Consider the following 14,067-nt stretch of genomic DNA (forward strand, 5'->3'; position numbering starts at 1 on the left):
CACTGGCGCCGCCCGCCGCCGCCGGTATAATCGCCGGCCCTGCCAGTTCTTTGTGGTTGCACGCTCATGTCCCTGATCCCCGAAATCGACGCCTTTCTTGGTTGCCCGACACCAGACGCCTGGATCGAAGCGGCGCTCGCCGACCAGGAAACCCTGCTGATCGACCACAAGAACTGCGAGTTCAAGGCTGCCAGCACCGCCCTGAGCCTGATCGCCAAGTACAACACCCACCTCGACCTGATCAACATGATGTCGCGCCTGGCCCGCGAGGAGCTGGTGCACCACGAGCAGGTGCTGCGCCTGATGAAGCGTCGTGGCGTGCCGCTGCGCCCTGTGTCGGCGGGGCGATATGCGTCGGGGCTGCGGCGGCTGGTGCGCGCCCACGAGCCGGTCAAGCTGGTGGATACGCTGGTGGTGGGGGCGTTCATCGAGGCGCGCAGCTGCGAGCGCTTTGCCGCGCTGGTACCGCATCTGGACGAGGAACTGGGCCGCTTCTACCACGGCCTGCTGAAGAGCGAAGCGCGCCATTACCAGGGTTATCTGAAACTGGCGCACAACTATGGCGAAGAGGCAGACATTGCCCGCCGGGTGGATCTGGTGCGTGCAGCAGAGGTGGAGCTGATCCAGTCACCGGACCAGGAGCTGCGCTTCCACAGCGGTATACCGATGGCGCAGGCCGCCTGATTCGCACCAGGCGGCCCAGGCGTCAGTGACGGCGGCCCAGCAGCAGGCCGACTACCAGCCCGAGGCCAGCGGAAATGGCCACGGTCTGCCACGGGTGGCCACCGATATAGTCCTGGGTAGCGTCCATCACAGGTTGCGCCTTGCTGCGTACCTTGTCGGCGGCATTGCGCGCCTGGCGTAGCTTGAGGCTTACCTGCGCGCGCAGGGTTTCCGCCTCGTCACCCACCAGGGCGGCGCTGTCGTTCAGCAGTTTTTCCGACTCTTCGATCAGCGCCTGCAGTTCGCTGAATACCTGGTCCTTGATCTGATCGCTGTCGGTCAGCGGGGCGTTTTTCCGGGCCATGAACTCGTCCTCGTCGATGGTGTGGCTTGAACAATGGATGCCGGCGCGTCGGGAAAGTTGCGGCGGCTTTGGGCTGTTGCAGTACCTGGGTGTAAGATAGCGGCCATTTTCAAACCTGCAGGTACCTTCATGAGTTTCAATCTGGCCAACATGAGCTTCGAGGAACGGGCGCAGATCGAGGCAGAGAAGGCCCGGCTGTTCGAGCTGTGGCAGAACAACCTGGGCAAGGCCAAGGGCGAAGCGGCACGGTTGATCGCCGAGAAACCACGGCGCAAAGGCAAATGGGCCGAGTGGGTGCGCGCCGAGCTGGATGGCATGTCGCCGCCCGAATACGCCAACATGGTGCGCAGCGAAGTCAACAAGCTGATGGCCGCAGCCAGCGCCAGCCGCTGATCATACCCGCCAGGCGCCTACCAGTAGGCGCCCTTGGGCAGGTCCAGCTTGCCCTCGTCGGTAAAGCGCACGGTCCCCAGCAGCCCGCCGGCCAGCTTGCCGCGCAGCACATAGGGCAGGCCCTGCAACGAGTCCACCCGGCCCAGCCCATAGGCCTGGCGCAGGAAGGAAAACGCCGTGATGCTCACCGGCACCACTATCACCGCTTCGCCATAACGGCCGATGTGCCCCTGCTGGTCGCTGACCCCGGCAGCCAGCGGCTGGCCGTTCACTTCCAGGTTCAGGGCGATGCCGTTGTAGTCGATCGGCGCCTCGTTGGGGTTTTGTACCCGCATCTTCACCGCCATGCGCAGTTCCAGCTCCTGCCCGGGCAGCGGCTCGATACCGATCACGCTGATATTGACCGGGTCGCGTGCCTGGAACAGCGCACAGGCCCCCAGGCCGCAGGCCAGCAGCAGGACCAGGAACAGGCGGGCGTAGCGGTGCAGACGGGCAGCCATGGGGTGCGACCTTGCCAGAGTGGGCGAATGGGCAGTGTGGCAAATACGCGTCGGCGTTGAAAGTCTCCGTCCAGATGAAAGATACTGTTTCTCATTAACGCCCGATAACTTCTCCTACTGGCTGTTCCCGAACCCATGCTGACTTCTCCCGCGCCGGGCCTGCTGGCAAGCTTCCAGGAGCACTACGACGACCTGCTTCAGTTCCTGACACGGCGCATGAGCGACCGTCAGCGCGCTGCCGATGTCGCGCAGGAAACCTACCTTAAGCTGGTGAACATCGACCAGCAGGCGGTGCCGGTGCTGCACGCGCGCAGTTTCATCTTCCGCGTGGCCGGCAACCTGGCGATCGATGCCTTGCGCCGCGAGCAGCGCATTGCCGCCAGCCACGACGACAGCGAGCGGGCAGGTGAGGTCGCCTGCCCGGCGCCGGCCCCGGAAGCGGCCTTGCTGGCCCGGGAGCGCTTGCAGATCCTCGACCAGGCGCTGCTGCAGCTGTCCGACAATGCCCGCCAGGCGCTGTTGCTCAACCGCGTGGACGGCCTGACCCAGGCACAGATCGCGCAGCGCCTGGGGGTTTCCGAAAGCATGGTGGCGAAATACATCGGCCAGGCCCTGCGCCATTGCCGCAACTGGCTCAAACAGGCGGGGGTGGCTGCTGCACTGGTGTTGGCCGTTGGTGTGGCGGGTTGGCAGAAGGCGCCAATGCTGCTGGCGGATTACCACACCGGGGTAGGTGAGCGACAGGTGATTACTTTGGCAGATGGCACGCGGGTGACGCTGAACAGTGCCACAGCCGTGAGCGTGGTGTTCAGCGACCGTGAGCGGCGGGTGGTGCTGGAATCTGGTGAGGCCTTGTTCGAGACCACCGATGATTCACGGCCCTTTGTGGTCGATACGGCCGGTGAGCGGGTGCAGGGGAGTGCGGCCACCTTCAGCGTGCGTCGCGATGGCCGCGTGGTATTGGCCCATGGCGAAGCCAAGGTTGGCGAACATGAACTGGCAGTAGCGGCCGATGCCGGCACGCAGATGGCCTGGCAGCGCGGCAAGCTGATCTTCAACGGCAAGCCGCTGGGGCAGGTGCTGGCGGAGCTTGAGCGTTATCGGCATGGGCGGATCGTGTTGTCCGATAGCAAGCTGGCGGCGATGCAGGTCAGCGGGGTGTTCGACCTCGATGAGCCGGAGGCCCTGTTGCGGACCCTTGAGCAGCGTTATGGGCTGAAGGTGACCTACCTGCCTTGGTTGGCCGTGGTTCATTGATTCGCCTGTGCCGGCCTCTTCGCAGCACAAGGCTGCTCCTATGTATGGACTCGCCCACACTGTCTAGCTGCTTTTGAACATAGGAACCCGGTTGCATCTATGTATCAGGCCTGTTCGAGGAAGCTTTTTGCTTCTGGCCGACATCGTGGTGAGCTCGCAGCGTGCCGTTTACATTGAGGCCACTGCATCGGGCCTGTAGGAGCGGAGGCATCAGTCTGCGACGGTCTTACCAGGGGTCAATGTTCACTAGCAGGGGTTGGAGCGCTTAGCGCCCCGGTGGCATTACTCGGTTGGTCAGAGGCTCATGGCAGCCTCCGGGTTGCTGTTCGGTTTGTGTTGATAAACCTGGTCGTTCTGTAACAGGGCCCAGATAATGCGCAGATTTCGATTAGCCAGTCTGATCGCCGCTTCCTTGCGCCCAAGGCGGGATAGCCAGCGCAAGAGGCGGCGATCGTCTGGCTGATCGGAATCAGGCCTTAGCTGACTCAAGACAGCATGTGCGCCCTGGATCATCAGGCTACGTATGTAGCCGTCACCTCGCTTGCTCATCCTGCCCAATCTGACTTTGTTTCCACTGCTGTGCTGATCGGGCACGATACCGAAGAAGGCGGAATACATTCGGCCACTGGCGAAGCGGCTGGGCTCGGTCTGTTTCGCCACGATCGCCGTGGCGATGATAGGGCCTACGCCACGAATGGTGACCAGTCGCTGTGCGACTTTATCCTCCCGGGCTGTCGCTTCGAGCCGTCTACTGAGCCCCGCAATGCGTTCACCCAGAGACAGCCAGTCCGTCAACAGCTCATCGAGCAACTCACGCAATAGGTCGGGCAAAGGTAAAGAGGCATCCTCAAGAGACCGCGGCACATGCTTACCAATCGCAGCGTCGCCCTGTGGCATGGATACGCCATGCTCAAGCAGCAAACCACGTATCTGGTTACCCAGCGCGGTATGCCGCTTGATGTTGCCGCGGCGGATACGGTGCAGTGCTTGAATAGCCAGTGCTGTGGTGCTCTTGATCGATATCGAGGCAATACTGGTATCGCGACCGGCGCGCAAAATGGCATGGGTGTCGTTACGGTCGTTCTTCGCGCCGCTGCGGTGTTCGGCGACTCGTTGCGCAGGCAGGATGCGAACCGCATTACCTTTGGCCTGCAGCAGCCTTGCCCAGGCTTGTGCACCTGGGCCGCACTCCATCAAGACGGTCACTGTCGCTGGCAACCTGAGCAGGAAATCATGAAAGGCCTGACGGGATTTGATGCGATCTTCGTAGATCACCCGACCGGTAGCATCCTCGCCTGCTAACTGAAAGACCTGCTTGGCCAGGTCTACACAGATGGTTGTGCAAAGCTCCACATCAGTGGACGACAGGGAACCTTGCTTGGAACTATGCTTTTTCATGGTCTCGCCCTCGCTGCCGTTGGCTTCTTAGAACGCCACCGTGGCACTGTGATGCCTCGGCGGGGGCGAGTCCATCGATTACAGCGAACTGCGATCCCTGTAGGAGCAGCCTTGTGCTGCGAAGAGGCCGGCACAGAAATAAAAATATTTTCCATTTGGCACTGCAAGTTCCTGCAAGCCAGATCGTCGTAGTGGGACTGATCAGCAACCAATTCTCATTTACGACTTGTCAGGAAGCTCATTCGTGCCTCTGATGCTCAAGCCCTTGCACCGCCGCCGCGGTCCGCTTCACCATGCCCTGATGTCCTGCAGTGCCCTGGCCATGCTGGTCGGCCCGCTGCAGGTGTTTGCCTCGACCGCCACCGAACAGGCCCAGACTCAGGCCCGCCAGGTCCAGCTCGACCTGCCGGCCCAGCCGCTGGACCACGCCCTGACGACGTTCGCCGACCAGGCCGGCCTGCACCTGCTGTACACCACCGGCGACGTCGCCGGCCAGGCCAGCCCGGCCTTGCAGGGCAGCTACAGCATCGAGCAGGCGCTGCAGCAGTTACTGGCCGGCAGCGGCATGAGTTGGCACTTCAGCGATGCCCGCACGGTGACCCTGCGCAAGGCCGACGCTGCGCCGCAGGCGGTCAATCTCAAGCCGATCGAGGTCAGCGTGGCCTCGCGCACCAGCACCGCGATCAGTGAAATCCCCGGCACCGTGTGGGTGGTCGACCAGCAGCAGTTGCGCGAGCAGATCGACAGCGGCGTCAGCCTGAAGGAAGCCATCGGCAAGCTGGTGCCAGGCCTCGACCTGGCGCCGGAAGGCCGTACCAACTACGGCCAGAACATGCGCGGGCGCAATGTGCTGGTGATGATCGACGGGGTCAGCCAGAACAGCTCGCGCGGCCTGTCACGCCAGTTCGACAGCATTTCGCCGTTCAACGTCGAGCGCGTCGAAGTGCTGTCTGGCGCCAGTGCCATCTACGGTGGTGGCGCCACCGGCGGCATCATCAACATCGTGACCAAGAAGGGCGAACCCGGCCCGGCGCGTTTCGAGACCCAGCTCGGTGCCAGCAGCGGCTTCAACAACAGCGACGACCTGGCCACCCGCTTCGCCCAGTCGATCAGTGGCGGCAACGAGCGGTTCAACGCCCGGCTGGGGGTTTCCGGAGAGCAGAACGAAGCCTTCTACGACGGCGCCGGCGACCAGATCTTCATCGACAACACCCAGACCGACCTGCAATACAACCGCACCATCGACGTGCTCGGCACCTTGGGGATGCAACTGAACGACCAGCAGAGCCTCGACCTGCTGGCCCAGTACTATGACTCGGGCAACCACGGCAGCACCGGCATCTACTTCCCTAACCTGAACTACAACGCCCCATCCGACCTGGAAGACGCCGAGCTGCGCAGTGGCTACTCGTCGGACCTGGAGCCGCGCACCCGGCGCCTGCTGCTGAACGCCAACTACCACCACACCGACGTGCTTGGGCAGGACTTCTACCTGCAGGCCTCGTACCGCAAGGAAGACGACAACTTCTACCCGTTCCCGTACTACAACCGCGCCACGCCCACCGGCTCGCGCGGGGTGTACTTCGCCGCCTCGCAGCAAAACTTCGAAGTCACCAGCCTCAAGGGCCTGTTCGCCAAGCAGTGGGACGCGCTGAAGCTGACCTACGGCGTGGACCTGGACCGCGAGCGCTTCAACGCCGAGCAGACCACCTTCAACGCCCAGACGTCTTCCGAGTCGGGTGGCCTGGAGCTGGAAAAGGAAAGCAAGGCCGCGCGCTACCCCAGCTACCGGGTCGACGGCGTGTCGGTGTACGCCCAGCTGGACTGGCACGCCACCGATAACCTGACCCTGTCCGGCGGCGCCCGGCGCCAGCAGATGGATGTGGACGTCAGCGACTTCAAGGGTGTGCCGGGTGGCAGCAACGATTACCAGGTCAACCTGTTCAACGTCGGTGCCATCTACGACTTCAAGAATGGCCACCAGGTATGGACCAACTACGGCGAAGGCTTCGACCTGCCCGACCCGGCCAAGTACTACGGCAAGCCCGGGCTGAGCGTGGCCGACAACCCGCTGGCCGGCATCAAGAGCCGCCAGGTGGAACTGGGCTGGCGCTATGCCGACCTGGACTGGGATGCCCAGGCGGCGCTGTACTACATCTGGTCGGACAAGATCATCAACGTCGACTCGCAGACGCTGACCATCAATGTGGAAGACCAGAAAAGCCGTGACTTCGGTTTTGAGGGCGCTCTGACCCGACACTTCCAGACAGGCTGGGAAGCCGGTGGCACCCTGCACCTGACCCGCTCCGAGGAGGAGGATGTCGATGGCGGCTGGATCAAGCGCGATGCCCGCTATGCCTCGTTGTCCAAGGCTACCGCGTTCGTCGGCTGGAAGGGCGATGGCCGCAGTGCTCGGCTACAGGCCAACCATGCCTTCAGCCTGAAGGACGATGCCGACCACGAGATCGACGGCTACACCACCTTCGACCTGCTGGGCAGCCAGGATACCGGCTTCGGCACCTTCAGCGCCGGCATCCAGAACCTGCTGGACAAGCAGTACAGCACGGTCTGGGGGCAGCGTGCGACGCTGTTCTACTCGCCGACCTACGGGCCGGCTTACCTGTATGACTACCAAGGGCGCGGGCGTACCTACACGCTGACCTGGAGCATGGCTTACTGATTGATGTTGTCTGACCTGGCCTCTTCGCGGGCTTGCCCGCTCCCACAGGTACGGCGCCGCCCTCAGGCATTGTGAGGCCCCTGTGGGAGCGGGCAAGCCCGCGAAGAGGCCAGGTCAGGCAAACGACACCAGCAAATCCTGCGCAAACGCCTGCTGTGCCTCGCCAACCGCCTGCGCCCGGTGCCTGGCCAGGGTAAACGGCACCACAAAGTCCAACCCCGGGTCCAGCGCCCACAACAGCCCCTCAGCCTCCCAAGCTTGCGCACAATGGCATGGCAGATAGCCAATATGCCGCCCCGACAGAATGAACGTCAGCACGCTCTCGATCTGCTCCGCCACCGCCATGCTGCGCTGGCTCTGGAACGGCTCACCGCCCTTGAGAAACCGGTACGGATGGCGCACCTGGTCCATCGCCAGCAACCGCTCCCGGCCAACACCAGCCTCACCGAACAGCACATGGCCCTTGCCGCAATACAGCCGTTGCCGCTCCTGGAACAGCGGCTGGTAGTCGAAGGCTGCCTGGTTGCCGGAAAAGTAGCTGATGGCGTAATCCAGCCGCTGTTCCAGCAACAAGCGCTCCAGCTCTGCCGGTGGCGCACTGATCAGCTCCAGCTGCACCGCCTCCTCGCGCCTGCGAAACGCCGCAATGGCCGCCGCCAGCTTCAGGCTCACCGCCTTGTCCTGGCTCTCCGCCATGCCTATGCGCACGGTCCCCAGCAGCCGCCCGGCAACGCCATTGGCCTGCTGGCGAAACTGTTCGATGTTCAGCAATAGCCCACGGGCGGCGTCCAGCAACAACGCGCCCTTTTCCGTCAGGTGAAAGCCACCTTTGCCGCGGCTGCACAGGCGGTAGCCCAGCCGCGCTTCCAGCTGCGCCATGCGCTGGCTGATGGTGGGCTGGCTCAGGCCCAGCACGCCTTGCGCGGCGCTGAAGCCACCGGCCTCGACTACAGTGACGAACAGCCGCAGCAGATGCAGGTCGGGGTCGTGCACTTGTCCGAGCATTACATTGCTCCTGATGAATGTCAGCTTTGCAAACTTGCCATTCCTGCAATGTAACCCGGCTGGCATGCTCGCGGCATCCACCCATTTGCCGAGGTGTTCGCCATGCGTCGATCGTTGTGCCTGCTGTCCCTGGTCCTGGCCTTGCCGCTGCAGGCCGAAGAAAAGGTCGTCAACCTCTACAGCTGGGCCGACTATGTCGCCCCGCAAACCCTCCAGCGCTTCGAGCGGGAAACCGGCTACAAGGTGCGCTATGACACCTTCGACACCACCGAAGTGCTGGAAACCAAGCTGCTGACCGGTGGTAGCGGCTATGACGTGGTGGTGCCGTCGTCAACCGTACTGGCCCGGGCGCTCAAGGCAAATGCCCTGCAGCCGTTCGATCCCCAGGGCATGCCCGGCTATGCCAACCTCGACAAGGACCTGCTGGCCAAGCTCGCAGAGGCCGACCCCGGCAACCGCCATGCCGTGCCCTACACCTGGGGCACCCTGGGCCTGGGGGTGAATGTGGAAGCGGTGCGCCAGCGCCTGGGTGATGTACCGCTGGACAGCCTCGACCTGCTGTTCAAGCCCGAGTACGCCAGCCGGCTGAAGGACTGCGGCATCGCCATGCCCGACTCGCCCCAGGAGGTGATCGGCGTGGCCCTGAACTACCTGGGCAAGGACCCTTACAGCCAGGCCAAGGACGACCTGGCCGCCGCGCAGAACCTGCTGAGCCAGCTGCAGCCGTCGATCAGCTACGTCGCCAATGGTCGGCAGATCAGCGACCTGGCCAATGGCAGCGTGTGCCTGGCGCTGACCTACAACGGCGATGCGGCGATGGCCGCCGACCAGGCGCGTCGCGCAGGCAAACCGTTCGAGCTGATCTACCGCATCCCCCGCGAAGGCACGCTGGTGTGGCAGGACAACCTGGTCATTCCCAAGGACGCTCCGCACCCCGAGGCCGCGCGGGCGTTCATCGCCTTCATGCTCAAGCCCGAGTCGGTCGCCGCGCTGACTAACACGCTGTTCTTCGCCAACGCCAACCAGGCGGCCACGCCGCTGGTGGACGAAGCAGTGCGCAACGACCCGGACATCTACCCGTCGGCCGCGGTGCGCCAGCGCCTGTATGCCGACCGCAGCATGGCCTTGGCCGACCTGCGCCAGCGCAACCGCCTGTGGACCGCATTCCGCAGCCGCCAGTAACCGATAACGACAAAGGAGCTCGACCGTGGAGCAAGCCGTAAACAACGACCAGGCCATGACCCGCGACAGCCTGTATGGCACCGCTGCGGAAAGTACCTACGCCGGCATTACCAGTTTCTCTCGCCGCCGCTACAGCCGCGACCTGCGTGGTGTCGATGTGGTGGTCAGTGGTGTGCCGTTCGATACTGCCACCAGCAACCGCCCCGGTGCGCGCTTCGGCCCGCGGGCGATCCGCGCCGCCTCGGTGCAGCAGGCCTGGGCCCGGCACTGGCCGTGGGCGTTCGACCCGTTCGACCACCTGGCGGTGATCGACTATGGGGATTGCGCCTTCGACAGCGGCACCCCGCAGTCGGTACCGGACAGCATCGAGGCCCATGCCACGCATATTCTGGAAGCAGGCTGCGCCATGCTCACCCTGGGTGGCGACCACTTCATCAGCTACCCGCTGCTCAAGGCCCATGCCCGCCGCCATGGCCCGCTGGCGCTGATCCACTTCGATGCGCACAGCGACACCTGGCCGGACGAGGAAGGCAAGCGCATCGACCACGGCACCATGTTCTGGCATGCCGCCCGCGAAGGCCTGGTGGACCCGGCCAGCTCGGTGCAGATCGGCCTGCGCACCACCAATGACGACAGCCAGGGCTTTGCCATCCTCGACGCCCGCCAGGTGCACCGGCAGGGCACCGAGGCGGTGATTGCGGCGATTCGCCAGCGGGTGGGCGAGCGGCCGGTTTACCTGACCTTCGATATCGACTGCCTCGACCCGGCCTATGCGCCCGGTACCGGCACACCGGTGTGCGGCGGGCTGAGCACGGTGCAGGCGCTGGAGATCCTTGGCGGGCTGCGCGGCATCAACCTGGTGGGCATGGACCTGGTGGAGGTGGCGCCCGCCTATGACCATGCCGACATCACCGCGCTGGCCGGGGCGACCCTGGCGATGGAAATGCTGTGCCTGTATGCGGCGCGGCACAAGGTGGACAAGGGTCAGTAATTCGGCGTCCGTAGGGGGTTTGTGGGAGCGGCCTTGTGTCGCGAAAGGGCTGCGTAGCAGCCCCCAAGGCCCATACTGAAACATCAGGAATCATCTCCACCCGCATTCACACTTTTGCCGCGAACCCTTCGCGCCTTAGGCTATCAAACCCACCAGGCGCGGCATTTTCGTACAGGAGGTGAAGCATGACCCCGACCTTGCCCATCCTGGCCCTCGGCCTGGTGCTGTGCCTGCCCGCGCAAGCGGCCCCCGAGCCGCCCTTGCAACTCGCCGCCGGCAACAACAACCCCTACAACAGCCCGATCCAGCGCGCCAACCCCAACAGCCGCCAGGGCAGCATGCCGGCCACGCCTCCCGTGCGCGGCCCGTCCACCGACCCGTACCAGCGCACGCCCACCCTGGACAACCGCGGCATCGGCAATGGCGACAACCTGCGCCGCCAGCAACAAACCCCGAACCTGGAGCCCACCCGACCACCGCGCGGCAACCCGCGCGCGCCATGAGCGCTCTACGAAAGGAATCCTGCATGCTTCGAGCACCCTGGCTTGTAACCCTGACCGCCGCCGCACTCCTGCCCCTGCTGGCGCAGGCGGCGGCCAAACAGCAGTTTCGCAGTGAAGAAGGCACCTTGACCGTCAGCACCCTGGCCGATGGTCTGCGCAACCCTTGGGCCCTGGCGTTCCTGCCGGGCGGCAAGGACATGCTGGTCACCGAGCGTGCCGGCAACTTGCGGGTGGTCAATGCCGAAGGCAAGGTCGGCCCGCCGATCAGCGGTGTGCCCAAGGTCTGGGCCGAGGGCCAGGGCGGCTTGCTGGATGTGGTGCTGTCGCCGGAGTTCGCCAAGGACCGCACCGTCTACCTGTCCTACGCCGAAGAGGGCAGTGACGGCAAGGCCGGTACGGCGGTCGGCCGTGGCCAGTTGTCCCAGGACCGCGCCCGGCTGGAAAACTTCAACGTCATCTTCCGCCAGCAGCCCAAACTGTCGGAGGGCAACCACTTTGGCTCGCGCCTGGTGTTCGACCGCGACGGCTACCTGTTCATCGCCCTCGGCGAAAACAACCAGCGCCCGACTGCCCAGGACCTGGACAAGCTGCAAGGCAAGATCGTGCGTATCTTGCCGGACGGCGAAGTGCCCAGGGACAACCCCTTCGTCGGCAAGGACAATGTGCGGCCGGAGATCTGGTCGTTCGGCCACCGCAACCAGCAAGGCGCCGCACTCAACCCATGGACCGGCAAGCTGTGGACCCACGAGCATGGCCCGCGCGGCGGCGACGAGATCAACATTCCCGAACCCGGCAAGAACTATGGCTGGCCGATTGCGACCCACGGCATCAACTACTCGCTGCTGCCGATCCCCGAGGCCAAGGGCAAGCATGTACAGGGTATGGTCGACCCGCACCATGTATGGGAGAAGTCGCCGGGGATCAGCGGCATGGCGTTCTACGACAGCCCTAGGTTCAAGGCCTGGGACCACAACCTGTTCATTGGCGCGCTGGCTACCCAGGAGCTGATCCGCCTGCAACTGGATGGCGACAAGGTGGTGCATGAAGAGCGTTTGCTGGGTGAGCTGAAGGCGCGTATCCGCGATGTGCGGGTGGGGCCGGATGGCTACCTGTATGTGCTGACCGATGACAAGGACGGCGCGCTGCTCAAGGTAGGCCTGGGCGACGCTTGATCACCACTGTTGTACGCGGCCCCTGTGGGAGCGGGCGTGCCCGCGAAGCAGGCGCCGCGGTGGATGGCACGGGCTTCGCCCGTGTTCGCGGGCACGCCCGCTCCCACAGGGATCGCGGCAGCCTTTTGAATTTGGGTAAGACCGTTGTTCCTACAAGGTCCGCGGTGTGTCAGCCGTGTAGAATGCCGCATGGCTATCGATCCCCATTCCCTCTACCAGCAGGCCCTGACCACCCAGGGCTATGTCGCCGACCCCGCCCAGGCCCGCGCCGTCGAGGCCTTGCAGGCCTGTTTCCAGGCCGTCGAACAGGGCCGCCCCACCCAGGGTATCTACCTCTGGGGCCCGGTCGGCCGCGGCAAGACCTGGCTGATGGACCAGTTCCACCGCTGCCTGCGGGTACCCAGCCGGCGCCAGCACTTCCACCACTTCATGGCCTGGGTCCACCAGCGCCTGTTCCAGCTCAACGGCACCGCCGACCCGCTGCTGGCGCTGGCCGGGGAGCTGGCCGGGCAGATTCGCGTGCTGTGCTTCGACGAGCTGTTCGTCAACGACATCGGTGACGCGATCATCCTCGGCCGCCTGTTCCAGGTACTGTTCGACCAAGGCGTGGTGATCGTCGCTACCTCCAACCAGCCGCCCGAGCAGCTCTACCGCGATGGCTTCAACCGCGAGCGGTTCCTGCCGGCCATCGCCGCCATCCAGCGGCACATGCAGGTACTGCCGGTGGCCGGCGAGCAGGACCACCGCCTGCACCCCGGCGCCGAGCACCAGCGTTACTGGGTGGCGCAAGCGGGGCAGGCCAGCCAGCTGGGCGAGGTTTTCCGCCAGCTCAGCCCCGGCGACGCAGGCCACGATCAGCCCTTGGCGATCGGCCCCCGGCAGGTGCAGGTGGTGCGGCGCAGCGCGCAGGCCATCTGGTGCCGTTTCACCGACCTGTGCGAACAGCCGCTGGCGGCCATGGAGTTCATGGCCCTGTGCGACCGTTTCCCGGCCATCCTGGTGTCGGGCATTCCGGCGCTGGGGGGTGAACAGCGGGCCGGGCGCATTGCCCGGGGTACCGAGGATGCTGCGGCGCGGGTGGCAGCGGGCGACCGTGAGCTGCCGGCGCTGTCGCCCAAGGACGACGCGGTGCGCCGCTTCATAGCCCTGGTCGACGAATGCTACGACCGCCGGGTGGCGTTGTACCTGGAGGCACAGGTGCCGCTGGATGCCCTCTACACTCAAGGGTATCTGGCGTTCCCGTACCAACGGACCCTGAGCCGGCTACGGGAGATGCAACTGCAACGCTTCGCCTGAAAAGGAGCCGAACCATGGAGCCGCTGTCGCATCATCTGCTGACCCAGGCCTACAACAATGGCTGGGCCAACCACCGTCTGTACAAGGCCTGCCTGCAACTGACCCAGGACGAATTCGTCGCCCCCCGCTGCAGTTTTTTCCCGTCGATCAAGGCCACCCTCAACCACCTGCTGACGGTGGACTGGTTCTACCTGCACATGCTCGAGTGCGAGCAGCGTGGCGAGCAGCCCGACGCCGACGGCGAGCGCTTCTTCGACCCCGAACAGCCGTTTGCCACCTGCACCGACCTGCACGCCGAACAGGCCCAGGCCGATCACCGGCTGATCGCCTATTGCCGGGGCCTGCGCGATGGTGAGCTGGCGCGCTATGTGAGCATCGTGCGCCCCGAGCGGGTACAGCGCGAGCAACGGCTGCGGTTGTTGGCGCACCTGTTCGAGCACCAGATACATCATCGTGGGCAGGTGCATGCGATGCTCAGTGATACGGCAGTGAGGCCGCCACAGCTGGATGAGTTTTTCTGCGAGGAAGAGGCGGGGTTGCGGGCGGCGGACTTTGCCGAACTGGGCTGGACCGAGGAGCAGGTCTGGAAAGTGTAGGGGGCTGCTTTGCAGCCCTTCGCGGGCTCGCCCGCTCCCACAGGGATTGCACAGGTTTTGGCAGCTG

14 protein-coding genes are annotated in these 14,067 nt (G+C 64.6%); 10 read left to right on the forward strand and 4 right to left on the reverse strand.

What is annotated here, in order from left to right:
* Positions 1 to 66: 66 nt before the first annotated feature.
* Positions 67 to 684, forward strand: a complete 618-nt coding sequence (locus AC2T3R_RS08540; RefSeq protein ID WP_013971805.1) for a MiaE family protein — start codon at positions 67 to 69, stop codon at positions 682 to 684.
* A 22-nt stretch (positions 685 to 706) separates the two neighbouring features.
* Here the strand turns inward: AC2T3R_RS08540 and AC2T3R_RS08545 are convergent, their stop codons facing one another.
* Positions 707 to 1,027, reverse strand: a complete 321-nt coding sequence (locus AC2T3R_RS08545; protein ID WP_003256286.1) for an ElaB/YgaM/YqjD family protein — start codon at positions 1,025 to 1,027, stop codon at positions 707 to 709.
* A gap of 129 nt (positions 1,028 to 1,156) precedes the next feature.
* Between AC2T3R_RS08545 and AC2T3R_RS08550 the strand changes: the two genes are divergently transcribed.
* Entirely contained in the window at positions 1,157 to 1,420 is a 264-nt protein-coding gene (locus AC2T3R_RS08550) for a hypothetical protein (protein WP_003256287.1), read from the forward strand.
* A gap of 17 nt (positions 1,421 to 1,437) precedes the next feature.
* On the opposite strand, the gene AC2T3R_RS08555 is transcribed toward AC2T3R_RS08550, so the two are convergent.
* Complete coding sequence (locus AC2T3R_RS08555; RefSeq protein ID WP_015269631.1) at positions 1,438 to 1,920, reverse strand: LEA/WHy family protein; 483 nt, start codon at positions 1,918 to 1,920, stop codon at positions 1,438 to 1,440.
* Positions 1,921 to 2,055: 135 nt separating this feature from the next.
* Between AC2T3R_RS08555 and AC2T3R_RS08560 the strand changes: the two genes are divergently transcribed.
* Positions 2,056 to 3,177 (forward strand): sigma-70 family RNA polymerase sigma factor, encoded by a 1,122-nt coding sequence (locus tag AC2T3R_RS08560; protein WP_102084066.1) that lies wholly within the window; start codon positions 2,056 to 2,058, stop codon positions 3,175 to 3,177.
* Positions 3,178 to 3,471: 294 nt separating this feature from the next.
* On the opposite strand, the gene AC2T3R_RS08565 is transcribed toward AC2T3R_RS08560, so the two are convergent.
* Positions 3,472 to 4,530 carry an IS110 family RNA-guided transposase gene (locus AC2T3R_RS08565; protein ID WP_085665802.1) on the reverse strand — a complete coding sequence of 353 codons (1,059 nt, stop codon included), beginning with the start codon at positions 4,528 to 4,530 and terminating at the stop codon, positions 3,472 to 3,474.
* Positions 4,531 to 4,828: 298 nt separating this feature from the next.
* Here AC2T3R_RS08565 and AC2T3R_RS08570 point away from each other — a divergent pair, with 298 nt between their 5' ends.
* The gene (locus AC2T3R_RS08570) at positions 4,829 to 7,255 is read left to right on the forward strand and encodes a TonB-dependent receptor (protein ID WP_410952534.1); all 2,427 of its coding nucleotides are present in this window, start codon (positions 4,829 to 4,831) and stop codon (positions 7,253 to 7,255) included.
* A gap of 114 nt (positions 7,256 to 7,369) precedes the next feature.
* Here the strand turns inward: AC2T3R_RS08570 and AC2T3R_RS08575 are convergent, their stop codons facing one another.
* Positions 7,370 to 8,260 carry a LysR family transcriptional regulator gene (locus AC2T3R_RS08575; RefSeq protein WP_486744931.1) on the reverse strand — a complete coding sequence of 297 codons (891 nt, stop codon included), beginning with the start codon at positions 8,258 to 8,260 and terminating at the stop codon, positions 7,370 to 7,372.
* A gap of 102 nt (positions 8,261 to 8,362) precedes the next feature.
* Here AC2T3R_RS08575 and AC2T3R_RS08580 point away from each other — a divergent pair, with 102 nt between their 5' ends.
* From AC2T3R_RS08580 to AC2T3R_RS08605, 6 genes are all read left to right on the forward strand, one after another.
* The gene (locus AC2T3R_RS08580) at positions 8,363 to 9,442 is read left to right on the forward strand and encodes an extracellular solute-binding protein (RefSeq protein ID WP_486744932.1); all 1,080 of its coding nucleotides are present in this window, start codon (positions 8,363 to 8,365) and stop codon (positions 9,440 to 9,442) included.
* Between the two features lie 25 nt (positions 9,443 to 9,467).
* The gene (gene speB, locus AC2T3R_RS08585; protein ID WP_015269636.1) at positions 9,468 to 10,433 is read left to right on the forward strand and encodes an agmatinase; all 966 of its coding nucleotides are present in this window, start codon (positions 9,468 to 9,470) and stop codon (positions 10,431 to 10,433) included.
* A gap of 185 nt (positions 10,434 to 10,618) precedes the next feature.
* Positions 10,619 to 10,936: a hypothetical protein gene (locus AC2T3R_RS08590; RefSeq protein ID WP_025338362.1), complete on the forward strand. Its 318-nt coding sequence runs from the start codon at positions 10,619 to 10,621 to the stop codon at positions 10,934 to 10,936.
* A gap of 23 nt (positions 10,937 to 10,959) precedes the next feature.
* Entirely contained in the window at positions 10,960 to 12,108 is a 1,149-nt protein-coding gene (locus AC2T3R_RS08595; protein WP_486744933.1) for a PQQ-dependent sugar dehydrogenase, read from the forward strand.
* Positions 12,109 to 12,297: 189 nt separating this feature from the next.
* Positions 12,298 to 13,404, forward strand: coding sequence for a cell division protein ZapE (gene zapE / locus AC2T3R_RS08600; RefSeq protein ID WP_410952530.1), 1,107 nt, complete (start codon positions 12,298 to 12,300; stop codon positions 13,402 to 13,404).
* A gap of 14 nt (positions 13,405 to 13,418) precedes the next feature.
* Positions 13,419 to 14,000, forward strand: a complete 582-nt coding sequence (locus tag AC2T3R_RS08605) for a DinB family protein (RefSeq protein ID WP_061551508.1) — start codon at positions 13,419 to 13,421, stop codon at positions 13,998 to 14,000.
* Positions 14,001 to 14,067 lie beyond the last annotated feature (67 nt).

The sequence above is a fragment of the Pseudomonas sp. PVC-5-1 genome (assembly GCF_057444345.1).